Source organism: Amycolatopsis sp. lyj-108 (assembly GCF_046549005.1).
GTDB lineage: Bacteria > Actinomycetota > Actinomycetes > Mycobacteriales > Pseudonocardiaceae > Amycolatopsis.
Genome location: NZ_JAJPWQ010000006.1, coordinates 40314 through 63463 on the forward strand (window position 1 = coordinate 40314; position 23150 = coordinate 63463).

General features: G+C 68.6%; 27 protein-coding genes. 16 read left to right on the plus strand and 11 right to left on the minus strand.

The features are described from left to right. The first annotated feature begins 52 nt into the window (after window positions 1-52). On the plus strand, window positions 53-808 hold the full coding sequence (locus ACLJO0_RS22200) for a septum formation family protein (protein WP_410580362.1): 756 nt from the start codon (window positions 53-55) through the stop codon (window positions 806-808). Between the two features lie 96 nt (window positions 809-904). Here the strand turns inward: ACLJO0_RS22200 and ACLJO0_RS22205 are convergent, their stop codons facing one another. Beyond that, a complete protein-coding gene (locus ACLJO0_RS22205) occupies window positions 905-2065 on the minus strand; it encodes an NADP-dependent malic enzyme (RefSeq protein WP_410580363.1) in 1161 nt (386 codons plus the stop codon). Window positions 2066-2455: 390 nt separating this feature from the next. Between ACLJO0_RS22205 and ACLJO0_RS22210 the strand changes: the two genes are divergently transcribed. Next, window positions 2456-3061: a dTDP-4-dehydrorhamnose 3,5-epimerase family protein gene (locus ACLJO0_RS22210; RefSeq protein WP_410580364.1), complete on the plus strand. Its 606-nt coding sequence runs from the start codon at window positions 2456-2458 to the stop codon at window positions 3059-3061. Between the two features lies 1 nt (window position 3062). Here the strand turns inward: ACLJO0_RS22210 and ACLJO0_RS22215 are convergent, their stop codons facing one another. Then, on the minus strand, window positions 3063-4670 hold the full coding sequence (locus ACLJO0_RS22215) for a GMC oxidoreductase (RefSeq protein ID WP_410580365.1): 1608 nt from the start codon (window positions 4668-4670) through the stop codon (window positions 3063-3065). 467 nt (window positions 4671-5137) lie between these two features. Here ACLJO0_RS22215 and ACLJO0_RS22220 point away from each other — a divergent pair, with 467 nt between their 5' ends. After that, complete coding sequence (locus tag ACLJO0_RS22220) at window positions 5138-5815, plus strand: hypothetical protein (protein WP_125791981.1); 678 nt, start codon at window positions 5138-5140, stop codon at window positions 5813-5815. Between the two features lie 83 nt (window positions 5816-5898). Here the strand turns inward: ACLJO0_RS22220 and ACLJO0_RS22225 are convergent, their stop codons facing one another. Next, window positions 5899-6369, minus strand: a complete 471-nt coding sequence (locus tag ACLJO0_RS22225; RefSeq protein ID WP_125788396.1) for a hotdog fold domain-containing protein — start codon at window positions 6367-6369, stop codon at window positions 5899-5901. 62 nt (window positions 6370-6431) lie between these two features. Between ACLJO0_RS22225 and ACLJO0_RS22230 the strand changes: the two genes are divergently transcribed. Further along, window positions 6432-7025, plus strand: coding sequence for an acid phosphatase (locus tag ACLJO0_RS22230; RefSeq protein ID WP_410580366.1), 594 nt, complete (start codon window positions 6432-6434; stop codon window positions 7023-7025). Further along, window positions 7025-7504, plus strand: a complete 480-nt coding sequence (locus ACLJO0_RS22235) for a GNAT family N-acetyltransferase (RefSeq protein ID WP_410580367.1) — start codon at window positions 7025-7027, stop codon at window positions 7502-7504. Before ACLJO0_RS22230 ends, ACLJO0_RS22235 begins: the two co-directional genes overlap by 1 nt. Before the next feature lie 68 nt (window positions 7505-7572). Here the strand turns inward: ACLJO0_RS22235 and ACLJO0_RS22240 are convergent, their stop codons facing one another. Then, on the minus strand, window positions 7573-8076 hold the full coding sequence (locus tag ACLJO0_RS22240; protein WP_396563945.1) for a hypothetical protein: 504 nt from the start codon (window positions 8074-8076) through the stop codon (window positions 7573-7575). A 282-nt stretch (window positions 8077-8358) separates the two neighbouring features. Between ACLJO0_RS22240 and ACLJO0_RS22245 the strand changes: the two genes are divergently transcribed. Further along, window positions 8359-9285 carry a diacylglycerol/lipid kinase family protein gene (locus ACLJO0_RS22245; RefSeq protein ID WP_410580368.1) on the plus strand — a complete coding sequence of 309 codons (927 nt, stop codon included), beginning with the start codon at window positions 8359-8361 and terminating at the stop codon, window positions 9283-9285. 273 nt (window positions 9286-9558) lie between these two features. After that, entirely contained in the window at window positions 9559-9813 is a 255-nt protein-coding gene (locus tag ACLJO0_RS22250) for a WhiB family transcriptional regulator (protein ID WP_026466945.1), read from the plus strand. Between the two features lie 320 nt (window positions 9814-10133). Here the strand turns inward: ACLJO0_RS22250 and ACLJO0_RS22255 are convergent, their stop codons facing one another. Beyond that, complete coding sequence (locus tag ACLJO0_RS22255; RefSeq protein WP_410580369.1) at window positions 10134-11657, minus strand: sensor histidine kinase; 1524 nt, start codon at window positions 11655-11657, stop codon at window positions 10134-10136. Window positions 11658-11763: 106 nt separating this feature from the next. Here ACLJO0_RS22255 and ACLJO0_RS22260 point away from each other — a divergent pair, with 106 nt between their 5' ends. Further along, a complete protein-coding gene (locus tag ACLJO0_RS22260) occupies window positions 11764-11838 on the plus strand; it encodes a 50S ribosomal protein bL37 (RefSeq protein ID WP_369299112.1) in 75 nt (24 codons plus the stop codon). Window positions 11839-11907: 69 nt separating this feature from the next. On the opposite strand, the gene rsrA is transcribed toward ACLJO0_RS22260, so the two are convergent. Next, the gene (gene rsrA / locus ACLJO0_RS22265; RefSeq protein WP_410580370.1) at window positions 11908-12231 is read right to left on the minus strand and encodes a mycothiol system anti-sigma-R factor; all 324 of its coding nucleotides are present in this window, start codon (window positions 12229-12231) and stop codon (window positions 11908-11910) included. Continuing rightward, a complete protein-coding gene (locus ACLJO0_RS22270; protein WP_125792889.1) occupies window positions 12228-12866 on the minus strand; it encodes a sigma-70 family RNA polymerase sigma factor in 639 nt (212 codons plus the stop codon). Before ACLJO0_RS22270 ends, rsrA begins: the two co-directional genes overlap by 4 nt. A 190-nt stretch (window positions 12867-13056) precedes the next feature. Here ACLJO0_RS22270 and ybaK point away from each other — a divergent pair, with 190 nt between their 5' ends. Next, window positions 13057-13533: a Cys-tRNA(Pro) deacylase gene (ybaK, locus tag ACLJO0_RS22275; protein ID WP_410580371.1), complete on the plus strand. Its 477-nt coding sequence runs from the start codon at window positions 13057-13059 to the stop codon at window positions 13531-13533. A gap of 180 nt (window positions 13534-13713) precedes the next feature. Continuing rightward, entirely contained in the window at window positions 13714-14277 is a 564-nt protein-coding gene (locus tag ACLJO0_RS22280) for a hypothetical protein (RefSeq protein WP_410580372.1), read from the plus strand. Here the strand turns inward: ACLJO0_RS22280 and ACLJO0_RS22285 are convergent. Next, window positions 14227-14835: an alpha/beta family hydrolase gene (locus ACLJO0_RS22285; protein ID WP_410580373.1), complete on the minus strand. Its 609-nt coding sequence runs from the start codon at window positions 14833-14835 to the stop codon at window positions 14227-14229. The genes ACLJO0_RS22280 and ACLJO0_RS22285 overlap by 51 nt on opposite strands. Next, window positions 14832-15590 (minus strand): SOS response-associated peptidase, encoded by a 759-nt coding sequence (locus ACLJO0_RS22290; protein ID WP_125791972.1) that lies wholly within the window; start codon window positions 15588-15590, stop codon window positions 14832-14834. The genes ACLJO0_RS22285 and ACLJO0_RS22290 overlap by 4 nt, the downstream gene beginning before the upstream one ends. Before the next feature lie 101 nt (window positions 15591-15691). Here ACLJO0_RS22290 and rsgA point away from each other — a divergent pair, with 101 nt between their 5' ends. From rsgA to ACLJO0_RS22320, 6 genes are all read left to right on the plus strand, one after another. Continuing rightward, a complete protein-coding gene (rsgA, locus tag ACLJO0_RS22295) occupies window positions 15692-16702 on the plus strand; it encodes a ribosome small subunit-dependent GTPase A (RefSeq protein WP_125788387.1) in 1011 nt (336 codons plus the stop codon). Window positions 16703-16762: 60 nt separating this feature from the next. Next, window positions 16763-17659: a hypothetical protein gene (locus tag ACLJO0_RS22300; RefSeq protein WP_125791971.1), complete on the plus strand. Its 897-nt coding sequence runs from the start codon at window positions 16763-16765 to the stop codon at window positions 17657-17659. A 26-nt stretch (window positions 17660-17685) separates the two neighbouring features. Then, on the plus strand, window positions 17686-18534 hold the full coding sequence (locus ACLJO0_RS22305) for a hypothetical protein (protein WP_410580374.1): 849 nt from the start codon (window positions 17686-17688) through the stop codon (window positions 18532-18534). A gap of 143 nt (window positions 18535-18677) precedes the next feature. After that, on the plus strand, window positions 18678-19358 hold the full coding sequence (locus tag ACLJO0_RS22310) for a hypothetical protein (protein WP_410580375.1): 681 nt from the start codon (window positions 18678-18680) through the stop codon (window positions 19356-19358). A gap of 73 nt (window positions 19359-19431) precedes the next feature. Continuing rightward, complete coding sequence (locus ACLJO0_RS22315) at window positions 19432-20226, plus strand: hypothetical protein (protein ID WP_410580376.1); 795 nt, start codon at window positions 19432-19434, stop codon at window positions 20224-20226. 60 nt (window positions 20227-20286) lie between these two features. Further along, window positions 20287-21171 carry an NAD-dependent epimerase/dehydratase family protein gene (locus tag ACLJO0_RS22320; RefSeq protein ID WP_410580377.1) on the plus strand — a complete coding sequence of 295 codons (885 nt, stop codon included), beginning with the start codon at window positions 20287-20289 and terminating at the stop codon, window positions 21169-21171. A gap of 75 nt (window positions 21172-21246) precedes the next feature. Here ACLJO0_RS22320 and ACLJO0_RS22325 read toward each other — a convergent pair whose 3' ends face one another. Then, window positions 21247-21738 (minus strand): DUF6912 family protein, encoded by a 492-nt coding sequence (locus tag ACLJO0_RS22325; protein ID WP_410580378.1) that lies wholly within the window; start codon window positions 21736-21738, stop codon window positions 21247-21249. Beyond that, entirely contained in the window at window positions 21735-23141 is a 1407-nt protein-coding gene (locus ACLJO0_RS22330) for a WS/DGAT/MGAT family O-acyltransferase (RefSeq protein ID WP_125788381.1), read from the minus strand. The genes ACLJO0_RS22325 and ACLJO0_RS22330 overlap by 4 nt, the downstream gene beginning before the upstream one ends. Window positions 23142-23150 lie beyond the last annotated feature (9 nt).

The following is a 23150-nucleotide window of genomic DNA, read 5'->3' on the forward strand; positions in this document are numbered from 1 at the left end:
GCGCTTCCGGCCTGTCATCGGAACTTCATGCGCTCTTCCTAGGTTCGGTCCCATGTACGAATCTCAAGGCCCCGGAACGCCGATCGCGCAGCCGTACGGGTACGCCTACCCGCCCGGGCTTCCGCCGCACCAGCCCAAGACCAGCGGCCTGGCGATCGCCACCCTCGTACTGGGCCTTGCCGGTTGCCTGGCACTGCCGTTGCTGCCCGCGATCATCATCGGCATCATCGCGCTCTCCCAGACCGGACCGGGGAAGCGGCCGGGCCGGGGCCTGGCGATCGGCGGCCTCGCGGCCGCCGGCTTCTGGGTCGTCGGCTGGGTCGCCCTGCTCGGGAACACCATGGGGAACGCGGACCGCTACACCGCGAGCCCGCCGAACGCTCCGGGCGCGTCGAGCGCGAGTTGCGCGACCCCGCCGTCCGGCCACGCCAACATTTGCACCTTGAAGCCGGGAGATTGTCTGCAACAGCCCGTGGCCTCTGCCACGAGCGTCGAACTCACCGCGTGCGGGAGCCCGCACACCACCGAGGTGATCGGAGCCTTCACCGCGACGGACGGCCCCTGGCCCAGCGGCGGAGAACTGAAAGCGGAAGCCTTGGAGCACTGTCAGCGGATCCTGGCCAAGAACGTGGACAAGCCGCGACTCGACGCGGAAGGTGTCTACACCGATCTGGGCTACTTGAAGCCTGAGCGCGAGCCCTGGAAGCACGGTGTGCGCACCGTCTTCTGCACGCTCGTCTCGCCCGACTCACAGCTGACCGGTTCCGCGCTGGTCCCCGGTGCCGATCTGTCCATCCCTACCGGCTGAGATGCGCAACCCCCACACGCTATGAACGGTCCTTTCCTTGCAAATTTTGCAAGGAAAGGACCGTTCATAGCGCTTGAACAAGCGTGAAAGGGACCGTCACACCACGCCGTCGGCCTCGGCGGCCTTCGCGACAGCCGCGGCCACCTCGGGCGCGACCCGCGGGTCCAGCGGGCTCGGGACGATCCGGTCCGGGCCGAGGTCGTCCTGCGCGACGGCGAAGATCGCTTCGGCCGCGGCCAGCTTCATGTTCTCCGTGATCGCCCGCGCGCCCGAGTCCAGCGCGCCGCGGAAGACACCGGGGAAGGCCAGCACGTTGTTGATCTGGTTCGGGTAGTCGCTGCGCCCGGTCGCCACGATCTTGGCATACCGCGACGCCACGGCCGGGTGAACCTCCGGGTCTGGGTTCGACAGCGCGAACACGATCGCGTCGTCGGCCATCCCGGCCAGCAGGCTTTCGTCGATGGTCGCCCCGGACAGGCCAAGGAAGACGTCGGCACCCTTCAGCGCCTCGCCGAGGCCGCCGCGCAGACCGGCCGCGTTGGTGGTCTCGGCGAGCTTCTGCTTGATCGGGTTCAGGCCCTCGCGACCGGAGTGGATGATGCCGCGCGAGTCGAGCACGGTGACGTCCGCGACACCGGCGTTCTGCAGGATCCTGGCGCAGGCCACCCCCGCCGCGCCCGCTCCCGAGACGACCACGCGCTGGCCGGAGATGTCCTTGCCGAGCACCTGGTTCGCCCCGCGCAGCGCGGCCAGCGTGACGATCGCCGTGCCGTGCTGGTCGTCGTGCATGACCGGGCAGTCGAGGGCCTCCTTGAGGCGGTCCTCCAGTTCGAAACAGCGCGGCGCCGAGATGTCCTCCAGGTTCACCGCGCCGAACGACGGGCGCAGCCGGACCAGGGTCTCGATGATCTCGTCGACGTCGGTGGTGTCGAGCACCAGCGGGATCGAGTCGAGTCCGCCGAAGGTCTTGAACAGGACCGACTTGCCCTCCATGACCGGCAGCGAAGCGCTCGCGCCGATGTCACCGAGGCCGAGCACCGCCGTACCGTCGCTGACCACCACGACGAGCCTGTCCGCCCACGTGTACCGCTTCGCCTTGGCCGCGTCCTCGGCGATCGCACGGCTCACCTTCGCCACCCCAGGCGTGTACGCGACCGCGAGGTCACGGGGCGAGGAGATCGGGCGCGTCGCGGCCACGGAGAGCTTGCCGCCCTCGTGGCCCTCGAAGATCTCGGTGTCCGTCACTGGCGTGGTCATCGTGCTTCCCGTCATTGCTTCCGCCGTGTCTATGGACGGCGAAGTCTCGATTCGAGCGTAAGTCACTGGATTCTCCTGGGACTGCGAGCGGGGGAACTGGTGAATGGGCAGGCCGAAATGGGCATGGCCCGGCCATCCGGGGTAACTCGTCCTCCGACACGGCAGCCCAGCGCGGTAGCGCCGGCCTGTCGGCGAAGCGTCCAATCGGCCATCGGTGCCGTGGGTGTGGCGACGGCCGCGGACGCAGCGGTCGGATCATTGTGACAGGCGTGCGGACCAGTGTGCCCCTCTGGTGCGGTTCATGTCACAAACCGGTTCGGCTTTCCGCAGCTCAAGAGAGGTATAGCAAGACGTCCGTCCGGCTTGAGAACGGCTGGTTAGCATTGAGGTATGCAAGCCAGGCGCCTCGGCATCTCCGACTGTTTCGAGTTCACCCCTCGCGTTTTCCCCGATCACCGCGGCCAGTTCGTGGCGCCGTTCCAGGAAGAGGTGTTCGTCGAAACGGTCGGACACCGGCTTCGCCTGGCGCAGACCAACACCAGCGTTTCCCGGCGCGGCGCCATCCGCGGACTGCACTTCGCGGACACCCCGCCCGGGCAGGCGAAGTACATCTACTGCCCGAGCGGTTCACTGCTCGATGTCATCGTCGACCTCCGCGTCGGCTCGCCCACGTTCGGCGAATGGGCGTCCGTAGTGCTCGACAGCGTCGAGTACAAATCGGTCTACGTCGCCGAAGGCCTCGGCCACGCCTTCATGGCGCTCGAAGACAACACGGTCATGACCTACCTCTGCTCCGAGCCGTACAACCCGGCGGGTGAGCACGGCATCAACCCGATGGACAGCGATCTCGCGCTGCCGTGGCCACAGGAGATCGAACCCGTGGTGTCTGAAAAGGACACCGCCGCGCCCCATCTGAAAGAGGCCTTGGAGCAGGGATGGCTGCCGCGATACGACGATTGCGTGGCGCACTACGAGAAGTTGCGGGCCGCGAACTGAGCTAGCGCGCCACGTCCTCCCGCAGCACCCGTTCCACGTTCCGCTCGGCCAGCGCGGTGATCGTGACGAACGGATTCACCCCGGTACTGCCCGGGATCAGCGATCCGTCGGTCACGTAGAGGTTCCGGTAGCCCTTCACCCGGCCGTACAGGTCGGTGGCCTTACCCAGCACCAAACCACCCAACGGGTGATAGGTGAACCGGTTCTCGAACGACCGTGTATCCCCGAACAGGTCACTCCGGTAGATCGTGCGATTCGCGCGGTTGACCTTGTCGAACAACGACTTCGCCGCGTCGATCGACGGCTGCCCCTGCGCCGCGTTCCAGCGCAGCCGCGCGGAGTCGGTGGCGGCGTCGTAGGTGAAGTGGCCGCGCTCGGGATTCTTCGTGATCGCCAGGTACAGGCTCAGCCAGGTCTCGATTCCGGCGGGCACCGGCGCGACCTCGGCGAAGACCGGGTTCACCGGGTCGTCCCACGCGTCGATACCGAGCGCGGGCATCCCCGACTGCAGCGATCCGCCGAGATCCCACGCGTGGTTGGCGCGGCCCAGCATCACGTTGCCGTTGGTGCCCCAGCCGCGGCCGACCTCGTCGTTCAGCTCGGGCAGCGTCCCGGTTTCCCGCGCCCGCACGAGCAGTTCCGTCGAACCGAGGCTGCCGGCACCGAGGAACAGGTACTTCGCACCGAGTTGTTTCCTCGCCACGACCACACCGTCCTCCGTGGTCTCGTGCACGGTGAGGACGTAGGTGCCATCGGTCTGGCGGGTGATCCCGCGGACCTGGTGCAGCGTCTTGATGGTCACGTTCCCGGTGCCCAGCGCGGCCGCGAGGTAGGTCTTGTCGAGAGACCGTTTGCCGTGGTTGTTGCCGTAGATGACCTCCGACGCGAGCGCCGACCGCGGCACCGTGCCGTCTTCTTCCCGCTTCATGTACTCGAAGTCGTAGACGCTGGGCACGAACACCGTTTTGAGTCCCGCTCGCGCCGCCGCCTTCCGGGAAACCCTTGCGTAGCGGTAAGAACGGCAGGTCTCGAACCACCGCTGATCGATGTGGTTCACGCCGAGGGCGTGGTTGGCCCGCGGAAAGTACGTCCCGTACATCTCGTCGGCGTCGACGGCGGGCAGGATCTCCTCGAAGTACGACCGCTTCGGGGTCACGGCCATCGCACCGTTGACCAGCGAACCGCCGCCGACCCCTCGTCCGACGTAGACGGACATGTCGCCGTGGTTCACCCTGTCGAGGACTCCGGGATACCGCTTGATGTCGCGGTTGGCCACATCCAGCCACAGGAAGGAGGCGAGCGGGGCCTGCGTGCGGTCCTTGAACCACATGGCCCGCCGGTCCGGCCGGAGCATGTCGCAGAAGACCTTGCCGTCCGGCCCCGGGTCGGCCCACAGCTTGCCCATTTCGAGCATGATCGTGGGAATCCCGGCTTCGCCGAGCCGAAGCGCCGTGACCGCGGCGCCGTAACCGGTGCCGACGACCACGGCCGCCGAGAAGCCCGGAGACGATTCCTGGGCCCGCGCGGTGGAAATCGTGGTGAGCCCGAGAGCCGCGGCGGAGTTGAGCGCGGTGAACCCGAGGAACTTGCGGCGCGACAGTGGGGACATGGGCCGATGATCGCCCGCCGTTCGACGCACCTTCAAGGTCGAATCCGAAGCAGATTCGCGTCAGCTGGGTAAACACCGTTTATTTTCACTCGAACGTGGCGATCCCAGGGCAATGCCACTTCGCATAAGTTGATCTTGAGCGGCCGCCGGCCTGCTCGATCAAGCCGGATAAGTCACCGGCAGCGAACCCGGGCGCGACCGTCCACGCTCGCGCAGCTGCGAGAGGGGGTCGCCCATTTCGCCATCAATCTGGCATTCAGCCATCGAAATGTGTCCACAGTGAACGCCAGGGGCGTGCCGGCTCCCGTCGACCAGGGCAAGCGAGCGCTTGACCTGCGGCAACCGTCACCACTTGCGATCAAATCCCCGTCCAAGATCAACTTAAGCTACGTGGCATTCGATCCCAGGGGTCCCCTGGGGGCCTTCCCCGATGTGACCCAGGCCGCCGCGGGCCACTCTTTCGAGTCATGAGACGTCTTCTCGCCGCGACCGCGGCCGCACTGTCCGCAGCCGCCCTCCTCGCCCTTCCCGGTCACGCCGCCGCGACACCGTCGCCCGTGCCCGACTTCGATTTCTCCGCATGCCCGGCACCGCCCGCCAACGCCGACCCCGGGACCTGGCGCTGTGAAGCCTTTGTCTCCCAAGGAGTCCTGACCATCGGCGACCGGGAGATCCCGCTCGGGGAGATGCGCCTGACGTTCTCCGAAGGCGAGATCGACGGGAAATTCGCGCAGGTCTTCGGCGAACTGCGGCACGCGCCCGCCCGGATCCGCGGCACTTTCGGCGCGAGCATGCAGCTGAAGTACGGCGGCTACTCGGACTTCCAGTCGAACGACGAACGCCGCGGCGAACTGGACCTCTACGCCGCCCTGCGGCATCCCTTGCTGCCCAAGGAATGCACGATCGGCACCCTCGAAGCGCCGCTCCACTCGGTGGTCAAGGACGATCCCGCGGTGCCCTTCGAGGTGATCTCACAGAACCCGAAGACGGTGAAGTTCGGCGTCGTCGACACCCAGCTCGCCCTGCCGGCCACGACCGGCTGCGGCAGGCTGGCGCCGGTCGCGGACCAGCTGCTCGGCCTGCCGTCGCCGAGCGGGAAGAACACCTTCAAGCAGACGACCTACGTCCAGTTCAAGCCCCTCTGACCACCGCGATCAGTCACCTGGTTGCGATGATTCGCACACGCGAGGATCGCAACCAGGTGCCGAATTGCGGGAGCAAGAGCGCTTTACTTCTTCTTGGTCACCCAGATGGTGATGGTCGCGGTCACGACGGGTTTCCCGTTCGTGTCCGTGATCGTCACCGGCACGGGGAGTTCGAAGCCCTCGTCGCCGAATTCCGGCAACTCCGGCAGTTCGGCGACCGCGCGCAGACCCGTCTCGGCCTTCGCCACGTACTCGACCGTCATCCCCTTCGGCAGCCAGCGATGCGTCGCCGGGACGGTCGCCTCGGCGAGCATGCCCATGGCGATCTCGGCCAGGTTGCATGCCGCGATCGCGTGAAATGTCTTGATGTGGTTGTAAACACCCCACCACTTCGGGGACGTCACCTCGCACCGGCCGGGACGCAGGTCGCGCACCGTCGGGAGCACCGTCCGGAAGTACGGCACACGCAGGCACATCGCCGCCGAGAACAGCTGTTTGCCGACCGGCTTGCCCGCCAGCCGGTTCCACATCGCGTAGGTCGGATTCTGCGCCATCACGGTCTCCTCACCATGTTACTCACCAGTAGCATAACCGGACCGCAGGCTATATTCGCAACGTGGCACATCGGCTCTTCCTCCTCCGGCATGGTCAGACCGAGTGGTCCGTCAACGGACGGCACACCGGACGCACCGACATCCCGCTCACGGCCGCCGGCGAGGGGCAGGCCCGCGCGGCGGGCGGCACCCTGCGCGCGGTGCTCGGCGGCTCTCCCGCCCTCGTCCTTTCCAGCCCCCGCACCCGCGCGCTGCGGACGGCGGAGCTGGCCGGGCTGCGCGTCGACGAGGTCACCGAAGAGCTGGCCGAATGGGACTACGGCGACTACGAGGGCGTCACCACACCGGTGATCCGCGAGACCGTTCCCGGCTGGACGGTCTGGTCGCATCCGATCCCCGGCGGCGAAAGCGCGGAGGACGTCAACGCCCGCGCGGACAAGCTGATCGACCGCGTCCGGGAACCGCTCGGCAGGGGTGACGTGATCCTCGTCGGCCACGGACACTTCAGCCGCGTCCTGGTCGCGCGCTGGGTCGGCCTGCCGTCGACCGCGGGCGTCCACTTCGGACTCGACCCGGCCGGCGTCGCGGTGCTCGGCGACGAACGCGGCGAGCCGCAGATCGAACACCTCAACCTGCTCCCCACGACGGAGGACTAGTGGACGACCGCATCCGGCGCATCCGCGAAGAAGACGTGGACGCCGTCGTCCAGCTCGTCTACGACCTCGCCGAGTTCGAACGCGCCCCGGACGAATGCCACCTCACGCCCGAGCAGCTGCGCACCGCGCTGTTCGGCGAGGCTCCCGGCCTGTTCGGGCACGTCGCCGAGGTCGACGGCGAGATCGTCGGCTACGCGCTCTGGTTCCTCAACTTCTCCACCTGGCGCGGTGTGCACGGCATCTACCTGGAGGACCTCTACGTCCGCCCCGAGCAGCGCGGCTCCGGCCTCGGCAAGGCGCTACTGGCCACCCTCGCGGCGGTCTGCGTCGAGCGCGGCTACGCCCGCCTCGAATGGTCGGTGCTCAACTGGAACCCGGCGCAGGGCTTCTACAAGTCCCTCGGCGCGGTGCCGATGGACGAATGGACCGTCGACCGCCTCACCGACGAGCCGTTGAAGGCGCTCGCCGCCCAGGTCTAGCGAGCGCGAAGGCGTAACTCGCGTGATCAGACGCGTAACTCACGTGGCTGGACGCCGCACTCGAAGATTCAGAGGTCCCGCTCCTCGCGTTCGCGACGCGCCGCACGACCCGCGGCGCCGTCGCGCTCGGCGGCTTCCTCCTCGCTCTCGCCGTCCTGCATCCCGAGCGCCCACGCGCGCGAAGGGCGGCGGAACAGCAGCACGATGACGGCGACGCCGATCAGCCCGAGCGGCACTCCCCACAGCGGCTGCCCGGACGGGCCCGCGCCGTACCAGCCGACCCCCACCAGGATCAGCGCGACGACCACACCGGGCGAGCGAGCCCACGTCTTCCCCATCGCCAGGCCGACCGCGCAGGCCAGCGTTCCGGCGGCGAGGACGAGGTAGTAGGCGACCTCGGCCAGCAGGTTCTCCGGTCCGGCCTGGCCGTTGACCAGGAGCAGGATCGCGAACACGATCAGGGCGAGCCCCGGCAGCGCGGTGACGGCCCCGGCGAGGCGGACCTCACGGGGCGCGGGCGAGAGCTTGTCTGCGATGGACACGGCGAAACAGCCTTCCAGGCTTCCGGTCACGGCGCTCCACCAGGGCGGGTCACCGTACGTGAGCGCTTTCGATCGTATGCCACCCGGTCGGCCGGTTTCCCCGGACCGCCGTATGGGAAGAATTGGAGGCGTCGTCGATGAGCGGGCGGTCGGCCCGGGTGCACTTGTCACGACACGCTGTCATTGACCGGCAGTGAGGAGGGACGCCCGCCACAGGGGTCATAAGGTGCTGCCTCGAGGACGCACGTGCCATTGAGCTTCGCGTCACCTGACGCTCCCCTCTTCGGGCCGAAGAGGCTTACCCTGCGGTATGTGCGTGCCATCCTCGTCGTGAATCCCCAGGCCACCTCGACCACCGCCGGTGGCCGTGACGTGCTGGCGCACGCACTGGCCAGCCAGGTCAAACTCGACGTGGTGGAGACCGACTACCGCGGCCACGCGATGGCCGTCGCCCGGTCCGCCGCCCGCGACGGGATCGACCTGGTGGTCGCCCACGGCGGCGACGGCACGGTCAACGAGGTGGTCAACGGCCTGCTCGCGGACGCCGACGGCGATCCGGGGAAGGTCGGCGACGTCCCCATGCTCGGTGTCGTGCCGGGTGGCTCGGCGAACGTCTTCGCCCGCGCGCTGGGGATCGCGCACGATCCCGTGGAAGCGACCCATCAGCTTCTCAACGCCATCGAGAACGACCGGAGCCGCAAAGTCGGCCTCGGGATCGCCGACGGCCATTGGTTCACCTTCAACGCCGGCCTCGGCTGGGACGCCGACGTCGTCGGCCGGGTGGCCAAGCGACGGGGCAAGCAGACCACCGCGGGGCTCTATCTGAGGGCCGCCGTGGTGTCGCATCTGCGGCCTCCGCTCGGCCGTCCGCCCCTCACGGTCCGGATCCCTGGTGAAGAGCCCACCGAAGTGCTGACCGCTTTCGTGTCGAACACCGATCCGTGGAGTTACCTGGGGGACCGTCCAGTCCACCTCAACCCGGGCAGCTCGTTCGACACCGGACTGGGCCTTTTCGCGTTGAACGGTCTGGGATTGCCCACCGTGTTCAAGCATGTACGGCAGGCATTGCTCACGAAGAGCAACCAACGCGGACGACGTCTCCTTCGTCACGATGACCTGCCGATGATCCGCATAGACGCTGCTGAACCGGTAAACTTCCAGGTGGACGGCGACCTCGTCGGCCAGCGGAAGAGGGTGGAGTTCTTCAGCGTCCCGGAAGCACTGACGGTAATCGTCTGACGACCGGACCGCTGATCGCCTGCGGCAAAGTACGACCTGCCGCTCATCGACGCAGAACCTCCGCTCACCGCATCGGCCTTCCCTTCGGGAGGCTGTTTCGGAACGAAACCGCAGGTCAGAAGCGTCGCTCGGCCGGGTGAGCTGACTCACCGATCTTCAGAAAACCCTTGTCGAAACGGGTGCTTCGTGAAAGCATTCACAAGCACCCAAAAAAACGACCGCCATGACGACTATGGCGCGGTGTACCGCGCCGTTATGAAGGAGCTCAGAAACATGGACTGGCGCCATGACGCGGCCTGCCGAGACGAGGACCCCGAGCTGTTCTTCCCGGTGGGAACCAGCGGTCCTGCTCTGTCGCAGGTAACTCAGGCGAAATCCGTGTGCCACCGCTGCACCGTCGCTTCCGACTGCTTGGCCTGGGCTTTGGCCAGCGGGCAGGACGCAGGCGTCTGGGGCGGGATGAGCGAGGACGAGCGACGGGCCCTGAAGCGCCGTCGTACGCACATCGGCACGCGTACCTCCGCCTGAGTCTTTCGGACTCAGCACGCTTCATCGTATTACTCACAACTGAGCAAGACCCCAAGCTTCGGGAAAACTCCTGCGGCGCAGTGGCTGTATGGCCGCGCGTCGTGAGGTGACACGTACCCGACTTGAGCTTAACAAGCGAGGCCGACACACCCCCACGGGGGTATGGCTTCACCGGACTTTCCCAAGTCCTCCCGCGGAACCGTTACAGGGCCGGCGCCAACTTTCTCTTCGGGCGCCGGCCCTAAAACGTGTCCGGGTAAGACTGTCCACAAGGGACGATCAAAAGGGACAGTCCACTCCGGACACCGTGGCGGCGGAGCTCACAGCCGTCGCGACAACGGGATCCGCAAGGCCGCTTCGGTTCCCGCACGGCGGCCGACGGTCTCCTCGGATTCCCCGCGCAGTCCGCGGATCGACAGCGAGCCGCGCAGTTCCGACTCCACCAGGGTCCGCACGATCTGCAACCCGAGGCCGTCACTGCGTTCCAGCGAGAAACCCGACGGCAGTCCGCGCCCGTTGTCGCGGATGACGACGTCGAGCCAGCGGGCCGAGCGTTCCACCTCGAGTTCGACCTTGCCCGGCCGTCCGCCGGGGAACGCGTGCTCGATGGCGTTCTGGACCAGTTCGGCCAGCACCATCACCAACGGCGTCGCGATCTCGGCGACGACGACGCCGAACGAGCCCTTGCGCGAAAGCCCGACCTGCGATTCGGCCGTCGCGACCTCACCGACCATCGGGAGGACGTTGTCGAGCAGTTTGTCGAGATCGACCCGTTCGTCCACCGAGATGGACAGCGCCTCGTGCACCATCGCGATCGAGGAGACCCGGCGCACGGATTCGCCGAGCGCGAGCCGCGCCTCCTCGCTGGAGGTCCGGCGCGACTGGAGCCGCAGCAGCGCGGCGACGGTCTGGAGATTGTTCTTCACCCGGTGGTGGATCTCACGGATGGTCGCGTCCTTCGAAAGGAGGGCGCGGTCACGGCGCTTCACCTCGGTGACGTCGCGCACCAGCACCAGCGCGCCCGCGGCCTGCCCGGCGGGGCGCAGCGGCAGCGCACGGAACAGCACGACGGCGCCGCGGCGCGAATCCGCCTCCGTACGGCTGCTGGGCTTGCCGTCGAGCGCTTCGATGATCCGGTGCGAAACCTCGGTCGCGTCGAACGGGTCACGGATGAGCGACCGGGTCAGCGGCGCGAGGCGCTGCCCGACGAGGTCGGATTCGTGCCCCATCCGGTGATACGCCGACAACCCGTTCGGGCTGGCGAAGACCACGGTACCGGTCGGATCGAGGCGGATCAGGCCGTCGCCGACACGCGGGCTGGTGTGCGTGTCCGTCTGGTTCCCCGGACTGGGGAAGGTGCCGTCGACGATCATCTGGCACAGGTCGCCCGCGCTGCCGAGGTAGGCGATTTCGAGCGGGCTCGGCACCCGCGAGGCCGCCAGGTTGGTCTCGCGGCTGAGGACGGCGATCACCGTGCCCGCGAACACCACCGGGATGGCCTCGCGGCGCATCGGCAGGTCGCGATACCAGTGTGGATCCTCTTCGCGGCAGATCCGCACCTCGCGGCTCGCCTTCGCCAGCTGCGGATGCTCGTCGACGGTGAACCGGGAACCGACGACGTCCTCCGGATGGGCGGTCGGCGCCGTCGTCGGGCGCGCGTGCGCGACGCAGACGTAGTCGCCGCCGTCGGGCTGCAACTCCTCCGCGACGGCGACCCAGAGCAGGAAGTCGGCGAAGGACAGGTCGGCCAGCAGCTGCCATTCGGCGACCACGGTCTGGAGATGATCCGCGGCCTCGCCGGACAGGCCGGTGTTCTCCGCGAGCAGATCGGAAAGGGTGGACACGTCCCCATCCAAGCAGGGTGAGGGCCGCATGACACACTGGAGAGGTTGACCCTGGCCCAGCGGTGTCGTATCACCCCGCGAGGGCCACTCGGACGAGGAGTGAAACATGTCGAAGCGCGCCCGCAAGCGTCGCGACCGTAAGAAGAACGGCGCGAACCACGGCAAGAAGCCCAACTCCTGATCATTCGATCAGACCACGAAGGCCCCCGCACCGATCCGGTACGGGGGCCTTCGTGTGAGCTGAGCCGCGTTACTCGAAGGTCTGCTCGATCTTGACCTCGGTGCGTTCGATGGTGATCGCGCCCTTGGTCTGCACGGTCTGGCGGATCGAGGCCCGCAGCCGGGACTTGAGGTCGTCCGGCGCGTGGTCGCCGCCACACTTACGGGCGAGCAGCTGCTTGATGTGCTCGTCGATGCCGTATTCCTCGAGGCAAGGCGGGCAGTCCTCGATGTGCTTGCGCAAGGCCGCGTCGCGCTCCTCGCTGCACTCCCTGTCCAGCAGCAGGTAAATGTCGGCGAGGGCTTCCTCGCACTTGACCTTGTCGTCCGCGCCGCTGCAGTAGTCGTCGGTCATCGCCCCGCCACCTCCTGCTGTTTGCCCGCGCGGATGAAGCCCCGCTCGCGGGCGACGTCGGCGAGCAGGTCACGGAGCTGGGCGCGGCCGCGGTGCAGCCGGGACATCACGGTGCCGATGGGCGTGTCCATGATCTCGGCGATCTCCTTGTACGCGAAACCTTCGACATCGGCGAGGTAGACCGCGAGGCGGAACTCCTCTGGCAGCTTCTGCAGCGCTTCCTTGACGTCGGCGTCGGGCAGGTTGTCCATCGCCTCGACCTCGGCCGAGCGCAGCCCGCTGGAGGTGTGATTCTCCGCCTTGGCGATCTGCCAGTCGGTGATCTCCTCGGTGGGCTGCTGCACCGGCTGGCGCTGACGCTTGCGATAGCCGTTGATGTAGGTGTTCGTGAGGATGCGGTACATCCACGCCTTGAGGTTCGTACCCGCCTTGAAGGACGCGAAGGCCGCGTACGCCTTCAGGTACGTCTCCTGGACGAGGTCCTCGGCGTCGGCGGGATTCCGGGTCATCCGCATGGCGGCCGAGTACAGCTGGTCGAGCAGGGGCATCGCGTCCCGCTCGAAGCGCTCGGCCCGCGCGGCCGCCTCTTCGGCGTCCGTGCCCGTGTCCGGCGCGGGATTCTGCGTGCTCGGCAAACCGTTCCCTTCCCGATCGGCGTCGATGCGCTTGTGCGCATGAGACGTCGACGAGTTTACGCGCGGACGGATCACCTGGCCGCCCGGCGTGCGCGGGATCAGGATTCGGGGAGCTTCGAGTGTGGTGGACACGTGGCTTCCAACAGTGCGGCCCGGCCGGGCATTCCCGGCGCGCTCGTAGACTCCGCCCATGGCAGGCAAGGGAACCCCGGCGACGGCGCTGCTGGCGAAGCAGAAAGTGACGCACACACTGCACACCTACGACCACGACCCGCGGGCCGAGTCGTACGGCCTCGAAGCCGTCGAGGCGCTGGGGCTCGATCCCGCGCGCGTGTTCAAGACACTGGTCGCCGAGGTCGACGGGAAACTGACCGTCGGCGTGGTCCCGGTCACCGGCCAGCTGGATCTGAAGGCGCTGGCGGCCGCCGCGGGCGGCAAGAAGGCGAAGATGGCCGACCCCGCCGCCGCGCAGCGCGCGACGGGATACGTGCTCGGCGGGATCTCGCCGCTCGGGCACCGGAGCCGGCTGCCGGTGGTGATCGACGCCTCGGCGGAGAAGTTCGAGACCGTGCACTGCTCGGCCGGACGGCGCGGCCTGGAGGTCGAACTCGCGCCCGGTGACCTGGTGCGGCTTACGGGTGCCGTCGTCGCCCCGATCGCGAGCTGACCCCGCAATTAGTCACCTACTTGCGGCAGGCGCGTGAGCGACCATCGCAAGTAGATGACTGATTGCGGGAGGTCGGTTCACCCTCGCGAGGGAGGGGGGTCGGTCCGCAGCGGGAAGATCACGCGGCCGCGCTCGGGAATCGTCATCGGCAAGCGAACGACGATTCCGGGGAGCTACGAAATGACCGAGACCGTGTCCGGCGTACCGAGATGGGCGAACCTCGCCGCCCACGCCACGCTGCTGGCGACGTTGCCGTCCGGGCTGTGGCGGATCGCGATGGGCCTCGGCGTCCCGGTCGGGTTCACCACACAAGGGCTGACGGAGTTCGGCATCCCCGGCTGGGGCACGGCCTACGTCTTCGGCCTGAGCCTTCTCGCCGAAGCGCTCGCGTTCCTCACCCTCGGGCTGGTCCGGCCATGGGGTGAGGTGTGGCCGCGCTGGATCCCGGGGCTGCGTGGCCGCCGGATCCCGCCGCTCGCGGCGATCCTCCCGGCCGCCGCCGGTGCGATCGCCCTGACCGCGCTGAGCGTCCAGGCGCTGTTCGGCTGGGCGGAGGCCGGTTCTTCGATGGCGCCGGGCAGCTGGGAGGACTCGCCGGTCTACGGCATCGTCATGGCGGCCTGTTACGCGCCGCTCCTGCTCTGGGGCCCGTTGCTGGCGGCCGTCACCGTGCATTACGCTCGGCGACGGCTCTCAGGCGAGCGGCCGCAGCACACGCTCCAGCCACTCGGCGGCCGCGCGTGACACGCCTTCCAGGTCCGCACTGAGGTTGTGGTCGCCCTGGAGCACCACGATCTCGTGATGCGGCCCCGCCTTGGGCAGGCCGAACGGGTCACGCTCGCCCTGCACCACCAGTGTCGGGACTTCGACGGCGTCCAACTCGCCCTGCCGGGACTTCTCCGGCTTTCCCGGCGGGTGTTCGGGGAAGGCAAGGCAGAGCACCGCCACCGCCTGTCCCGCCGCGGCGGTCCGGCAGGCGACGCGGGCTCCGGAGGACCGGCCGCCGAAGACGATCGGGAGGTCGTCGAAGTGTGCGGAGATCTCGTCGGCCACGGTGAGCCAGGCTGTGTCGAGCTGGGTGGCGGGTGCGGGAGCGCGGCGGCCCGCCACCCGGTACGGCTGTTCGACGAGCGCGACGTGGACACCGGCCGCCCGCGCCGCCCGGGTGACCGCGACCAGGTCCTTCGCGCCGATCCCGCCGCCGGCGCCGTGGCCGAGCATCAGCACCGCGATGCCCTCCTCGGCGCAGTGCAGCTCGGCCCGCGCGGGGCCGTAGGCGGTGTCGATCTCCAGTTTCGTCATGACTTCGGCACGTCGAAGAGCGCGCTTTCGGCGGCTGGTTCGACGCGGTCCAGCAGCTGCGGGCCGTTGTTGCGGACGTTGTTGACCAGGCTGGACACCGGCCGCAGCTCGATCGTGTCGACCAGGTCCTCGGCGGGCGGGACGAGCAGGTCGGTGACGTCGGACCGGTCGGGGTCGAGCCAGGTGTCCCACTTCTCGCGCGGCATCAGCAGCGGCATGCGGTGGTGGATGTCGGTGAGCCTGCCGACCGAGTCCGTGGTGATCACGGAGAAGGTGATCAGCGGGTCGGCTTCCTTGTCGTCCTTCGGCCGCCAGGTCTCCCAGATACCGGCGAACGCGAGCGAACCGTCATCCGGCCCGGTCATGAAGAAGGGCTGCTTCTCCTTACCGTCACGCCGCCACTCGTACCAGCCGTCGGCGGGGACGAGGCAACGCCGCGCGGAGACCGCCTTCTTGAACGACGGCTTCTCCTTGGCCGTCTCGGCACGCGTGTTGATCATCTTCGAGCCGACTCCGGGGTCCTTCGCCCAGAACGGGACCAGTCCCCAGCGCATCATCCGCAGCGACCGGACGGCGGGCTCGTCCTCGAGCACCGCGCCGTCTGCGTCCCGCGGATGCCGCTGCACCACGGTGGGGACGTCCTTGGTCGGCGCCACGTTGTGATCGGTCCGGATCCGGCCCTCGGTCAGATCCACCGCGGCGAACTCGTCGATCAGCGCCGCGGGATCCTTGGTGGCGGCATAGCGCCCGCACATGCGAAAACCTCCCTGATCGACCGTCATCGTTACACGCCGGCCGGACGATGGCGAGCAGCATGGGATCATTGTTCCGCGGTGTTCGAAGAGCAGGAGGCGGTTTGGCTGGCAAGGACTGGCGCAGGCTGGACGAAACCGACGTGCGGATCCGTCCCGGCAAGGGCACCAGGCCGCGCAGCAAACGCCGCCCCGAGCATGCCGACGCCTCCACGGCGATGGTCATCGGCAAGGACCGCGGGCGCTGGACCTGCGCGATCGACTCGGATCCGGAGCGCGTCGTCACCGCGATGCGGGCCCGCGAGATGGGCCGGGTCTCGGTCGTCGTCGGCGACACCGTCGGCATCGTCGGTGACGTGAGCGGCAAGCCGGACACGCTCGCCCGCATCATCCGGGTGGACGAACGTTCCAGTGTGCTGCGCCGGACGGCGGACGACACAGATCCCTTCGAACGGGTGGTCGTCGCCAACGCCGAGCAGTTGCTGATCGTGACCGCGCTGGCCGACCCCCCGCCGCGCACCGGGTTCATCGACCGCTGCCTCGTCGCCTGCTACGCGGGCGGCCTCGAACCTGTCCTGTGCCTGACGAAGGCCGACCTCGCGAGCCCGGACGAACTCCTCGCCGGCTACGCGGGCCTCGACATCCCGGCCGTGGTCACCCGGCACGACGAACATCCGGAGGAACTCACCGGGCGGCTCAAGGACCGGGTCACCGCGCTGGTCGGGCATTCGGGTGTCGGGAAGTCCACTTTGGTCAACCGGCTGGTGCCGGACGCCGGACTGGCGACCGGAGTGGTCAGCGCGGTCGGCAAGGGCAGGCACACGTCCGTCGCGGCGGTCGCGCTGCCCCTTCCCGGCGGCGGCTGGGTGGTCGACACGCCCGGCATCCGCTCCTTCGGGCTCGCGCACGTGACCGCCGACGACATCGTGCTCGCCTTCGAGGAGTTCGCCGAGGCCGCCGAAGAGTGCCCTTCCGGCTGCGGCCACCTCGGGCCGCCTTCGGACCCGGACTGCGCGCTCGACGACGTTGTCACCGACGGTCACGCCAGCCCGGAGCGACTGGGCTCATTGCGCCGGCTTTTGGGGTCCCGAGCTGGGCATGACGACGATCGGTAACTAATTTCGGCCTGGAGCGATAACCCGTTCGGATTAGATCAACTTTTCTGAGGGGTCCACTTGAAGCGCGTAATCACGCTCGCCGCCATCACCACGGCCGCCGTCCTGGCGCTGTCCGCCTGCGGTGGCGAGAAGCAGCCCGGCGCGGCTGCCCCCGCTCCTTCCGAAGCGAAGAGCATGCTTTCGTCGCCGCTGGGCGACGCGGTCCAGCTGGCCGCTCTCACCAAGGAGAGCACGACGAAGGCCAAGTCGTCGAAGGTCTCCATGGAGGCCTCTTCCGGCGGCCAGACCATGACCGTGACCGGTCAGGGCCTGTACGACGGCGAGAACAGCAAGTTCTCGATGTCGATGGACAGCGACGGCAAGAAGATGGACATCCTGTTCGTCGACAAGGCGCTGTACTTCAAGCTCGACGCCGCCGACAAGGCGGAGATGAAGACCGACAAGGAGTACGTGAAGGTCTCGGCCGACGGCCAGGACCCGATGTCGCAGCTGCTCGGCAAGATGATGTCGAAGGCCGTCAAGGACAGCGACCCGTCCCGCACCCTGGAGCAGGTCGCGAAGGCCGGGAAGATCACGAAGTCGGACCAGGTCCAGCTGAACGGTGAGCTGACCAACCACTACGTCATCGACATCGAGGTCGAGAAGGCGATCGCGCTCGTCGTGGGCGAGGCCGGTGTGCCGCTCCCGCCCGAGGCGCAGAAGCAGATCGACGCGAAGCTCAAGGGCAAGAACGTCACCATCCCCACCGAGCTGTGGCTCAACGCCGACAACCTGCCACTGCAGGTCACCATGGACCAGACCGCGTTCATGAAGGCGCTGGGAGCTCCCGGTGAGGGCTCGGCGAAGGCCACCATCAAGTACACCGACTGGGGCACGCCGATCACCGTCACCGCCCCGCCCGCCGACCAGGTCGGCGACCTGGCGGAGATCATGAAGAAGGCCGGCGGCCGGTAGTGCGTCGCACTTTCAAGGTGGCAGCGGTGGCCGCGGCCCTGACCCTCGTGGTCACGGGCTGCGGCACCCGCCCGGCCGCGACGGCCGAGAACAAGGGTGGCGAGCTCGCGCTGGCCACCCCGTTCGCCGACGCGCTCGGCCTCGTCGAGGCGGCGAAGCAAGGCACTCGGAAAGCGAAATCCTCCAAGACGACCGTCGACGGGGTGATGGGGACTTCCAAGGTCACGGGCACCATGGTGGCGTTCTACGACGGCGCGGCCTCGAAGATCGAGGCGAACATGACCTTCGACGGTGAAACGGGCACGTTGCGTCTGGTGGACCAGACGCTGTTCGTCAAGTTCCCCGCGGCGGAGAAGGCTCGGCTCAAGACGGACAAGGTCTGGGGGAAGATTCCGCTGAACAGCGAGGATCCCCAGACGAAGGCCGCGGGGAAGGCCCTGCTGAAGTCGATCGACATGAGCGACCCGGCGAAGCAGCTGGAGCTGGTCGAAAAGACCGGCCGCATCGTCAGGTCGGAGCAGACCCAGCTGGACAACGTCCCGGTGAACCACTACTTCGTCGAGTTCGACGCCAAGAAGCAGATCGAACTGTTCCTCGGCGACGACCTCTCCGCCGATCAGCGGGCGGAGGTCGAGAAGCGGCTCGCGGGCAAGGACCTGCGGGTCCCGGCCGAACTCTGGCTCAACGCCGAGCAGGTTCCGCTGAAGATGACCACGGACCTGACCTCGTTCCTGAAGTCGATCGGAGATTCACCGGCCGGTGAGGCCAAGTCGACGTACACCTACAGCGACTGGGGCACGCCGGTGGACATCGCGCCGCCGCCCGCCGCCGAGGTGGGCGACTACGCCGAGATGATGAAGCAGGCGGGCGGCTAGCCTTCTGCTCGCACCTGAAGGCCCCCTTCCCTCGGTTCAGCCGAGGGAAGGGGGCCTTCACGCGTACCCCGACATTCGGACGGTGGAAATTCACGCGACAGGCACTACGGTGGTGGTACAGACCATTCACCCGAGGGAGTCCTATGCGTGCCACCGGATTCGCCGTCGTCTGTACCGCTCTCCTGCTGCTGGGCGGCTGTTCCGGCGGAGAGGAACCGGCGGCGCCACCCGCGCAGGACGCGGCGCAGCTGGCTTCGGCCGCCGCCGCGGGCACCCAGAAGGCCCGTTCTTCCAAGGTCGCGCTCGAGACCACCGCGGAGGACGGCCGCAAGGTCGTCGTCACCAGTTCCGGGCTCTACGAGGGTCCGAACAGCAAGTTCTCCATGGTCGCCGAGGTCGCCGGTGAGAAACGGGACCTGATCTTCGCCGACGGCGTCCTCTACTACCACCTGTCGGACGCCCAGCTCCAGGAGAACAAGACCGGCAAGGAATGGGTCAAGATCACCGCCGACGGCAAGGACGCGCTCTCCGCGGCCAACGGCGCGCTGATGACGAAGGTCGTCGAGACGATGGATCCCACCCGCACGATCGACCGGATCGCGAAATCGGGCAAGGTCACCAAGTCCGAACAGGCCGACGTGAACGGCACGGCCGCCACGCATTACGTCCTCGATCTCGGCGGCGCCCCCGCCGAGGTGTGGCTGGACGCCGAGCAGCGTCCGGTGCAGGTCAGCGTGGACAAGGCCACGGTGAAGTACGAAAGCTGGGCTTCGGACGTGGTGATCATCGCGCCGCCGCCCGAGGCGGTCGGCGACAGCCGCTGAGCCGTTCCCCCGATCGGGGTGAGGTCCGCGGCTGTGTTTCGCTTGGGTGCCCGCACTGTGAAAGCAGGTCCTCATGCGAAGAACGGCCCTGTCTACCGTTGTGCTCGTACTCGGCGCGCTGCTCGGCGCGTGCGACGGCGAGACCGTCTCGTTCACCGACGCCCGCGCGCTCGCCGACGGGGCCATGTCCGCCATGAACGGCAAGGCCGCGAAGTTCGCCACGGACGTCACGGCGGGCACGATGCGATCGAAGAGCCAGGGGCAGGCGCGGGTCGCGGGGACGGGCACCGCACTGGCCATGACCACGGACTTCCTCGGCGAGGCGCTCGAACTACGGCTGGTCGACAAGACCGTCTTCGCGAAGGTTCCCGAGGCCGCCCGTGAGGACGTTCCCGGCGGGAAGCCCTGGGTCAAGGTGTCCCCCGACGGCGCGGACCCGTTCTCGCAGGTCGCCGGCGGCAGCATCGACCAGCTGGCCAAGCAGAACGATCCGGCCCGCGCGCTCGACCAGGTGCGGCGGGCGGGCACGCTCACCGAATCGGGGCACGTCGAACTCGACGGCGTGTCCGCCGAGCGCTACCGGCTCGACGTCGACATGGCCGCGCTGGGCGGTGACCTGCCCGCCGGGTTGTCGGCGGAAGCCGTCGGCGAGCTGCAAGGCAAGCTCGGGAAGATCCCGATGGAGGTCTGGCTCGACGACGCGCACCAGCCGCTGCAGATCGTGCTCGACCTCGCCCCCGTCCTCGCCGCTTCCGGCGTCCCGGACAGCGCGATGGCCCGGATCGTCACGCGTTACCGCGAATGGGGCACGCAGGCCGACATCCAGGCGCCGCCGCCGGAGGAGATCGGGGAGATCCCGGCGGGCTGACCCTGTCACGTTCCCCGGACCCGTCTCGTCCCTCTTGTGAAGGCGACAGGAGGAACGAACATGCGCGTGATGGTGATCGGGGCGACCGGGGTGCTGGGACGTCCGCTTGTGCGTCGGCTGCTGGCCGAAGGCCACGAGGTGAGCGGGCTGGCCCGCGGTGAGGACCGCGTCGCCGCGGTGCGGGAGACCGGGGCGAAACCGGTGCAGGGCTCGCTGTTCGACGTCGATTCGCTGGCAGGCGCGCTGAACGGGCACGACGCGGTGGTGAACGTCGCGACGCGGATCCCGGACGCGCGCCACGCGATGACGTTGTCCGGCTGGGCCGAGAACGACCGAGTGCGGATCGAGGGCAGCCGGACCCTCGCCGACGCCGCCCGCCGGGTCGACGAGCTGGGAATCGTGGTGCAGGAAGGGATTTCGTTCGTCTACGCCGACGGCGGCGACGAGGAACTCGATGAGGACGCGCCTCTCGCGCTGAGCGGCAACATCGCGTCTTCGACGGTGGCGCACGCGAACATCGCGGAACTGGCGGACGAGGGTCGCACCGCGATCCGGCTGCGGATCGGGCTCCTGGTCGGAGACGACGCGATGACCACGACGATGCTGGCGGCCGCGCGGCGCGGCTCGCCGCTGATCATCGGCCGCCGGACCGACTGGACCGCGCCGATCCACCCGGACGACGCGGCGGCGGGCGCGATCGCGGCGCTGCGGGCGCCGAGCGGCGTCTACAACCTGGCCGCGGATCCGGTGCGGAAGCAGGAACTCGGCGAGGCGATGGCCGTCGCGGCCGGTGTCCGGCGGCCGCGCGCGGTGCCGAAGTGGCTGGCGAACCGGCTGGGCCTGATGTCGGTGCTGGCGCGTTCGCAGCGGGTCGTCTCGGGCCGGCTCACCGAAGCGACCGGCTGGCGGCCCGAACGCCCCGTGCCCGGCCCGTCCTGGTTCTGAAACCCCCGCGATTCGGCACCTGCTTGCGATCGTTGCGCGCGCAACGATCGCAAGCAGGTGCCGAATCGCGGGTGGCTACAGGAGTTCCAGCAGGAACGGGAGCTCTTGGGGCGCGTACCAGGCGAGTTCGTGGTCTTCGGCGTCGCCGAGGGTGAACTCCGCGTCCGGGTCGCCGAGGTCGGCCTGGTCGATCACCGCGGCGGCGGCCTGCACCGACTCCGCGGCCTCCGCGGCGTCGACGTGGATCGCGGCGACGTCGGCGATCTTCACCGGCCCGGACAGCCGGACGACGGCGGCGTCGAGGTCCGGGCGCAGCGTGACGTCCTCGATGTCGGCCGAGATCACCACCCGCCGCGGCTCGGGCTTCTCCTCGGCCTCGATCAGCCGGAGCGACGCCCTGGCGGCGTCGAGCAGCGCGGCGTACTCGAGTTCTTCGTCGGATCCGCTGGCGTAGGACTCCCGCAGCGCCGGGGTCAGCGCGAATCCCGTGCCGCTGCGCGCCCGGAACTCCCCCGAGGTTTCGAGCTCACGGAGCATCGCGATCGTCGCCGGTAGATAGACCCTCACCAGTGCGCACCCTTCAGCTCTTCCAACGATTCCTCGATCATCCCGGCGAGCAGGTCCACATCGGACACGGCCTTGCGGTCGCCGTTCAGTCCGAAGTAGACACCCCCGTGATACGAGGTGACCCCGATCGCCAGCGCCTGATTGCGCACCAGCGGCATGACCGGGAACATCTCCACCATCTTCGCCTGTCCCGCGTAGAGCGGCACCTGCGGGCCCGGCGAGTTCGTGATCAGCACGTTGAAGATGCGCCCCGACATCGACCCGGCCGCCCGCGCGCCCAGCGAATGCAGCGTCGCCGGCGCGAAGCCGCCGACCGTCAGCAGCCCGCGCGCGGCGACCGAACGGCCGGAGTCGAGGTGGTCCGCCATCGCGTGGCCGATGTGCTGCAACCGCAGGACCGCGTTCGGCTCGCCGACCGGGAGATCCACCAGATAGGCGTCGACCTGGTTCCCGACCAGGGCGGGCGTCGAGTATTCGGCCGTCTCGGCGTCGCGGACGGCCATCGGCACCAGCGCGCGCACGGTGGTCGTCGCGGTCAGGTTCGAACCGCGGGAGAGCAGCCATTCCCGCAGTGCGCCGGTGATCGCCGCGAGCACGACGTCGTTGACCGTGCCTCCGTGGTCCGCGCGGACCTTGCGGAAATCCTCCAGCCGCGTGCGGACCACGGCGAACATGCGGCCGCCGGAGGTGCGGACGTTGAGCGGCCCGGACGGCGCCGGATGCACCATCGTCTTCAGCGCCGACGCGACGTCACCGACCGTTTCGGTGACCTTGCCCGCCATCGCGGTGGCGTCGTGGGCGATGGACCGGACGTTCTCCACCAGCTCCGTCGGCCGCTGCACGGTCTCGGCCACCGCGTCGAGGATCAGCTGCGTGCGGCTCGGTTCCCGGCGTGGATGCCAGTTGTCGTCGAACGGTTCGGGCTCCTGCGGGGTGGCGTCGAGGATCAGCTGGCCGAGCTCGATGGTGCCGAGCCCGTCCACGACCGACTGGTGCGTCTTGGTCACCAGGGCGACGCGATCCCCCGCGAGCCCCTCGACGAAGTACGCCTCCCAGAGCGGCCTTCCCGGGTCGAGCCGCCTCGACATCAGCCGGGCCACGAGATCGAACAGCTGGCCGTCGGAGCCCGGCTGCGGCAGCGCGGACCGGCGGACGTGGTAGTTCAGGTCGAAGTCGACGTCGTCGACCCACACCGGCCGCGCGAGATGCCCCGGCACCTCCAGCACCCGCTGCCGGTAGCGCGGCAGGAACGCCAGCCGCTGCCCGATGAGGTCCAGCAGCTGCTCGTGGGTGAAGCCGTCGCGCGGTCGCTCGAAGACCGCCACGCCGCCGACGTGCATGGGGGTCGAGTGGTCTTCCACGTACAGGAACGAGGCGTCGAGCGCGGAGAGGCGGTCGGGCATGGGCCGATC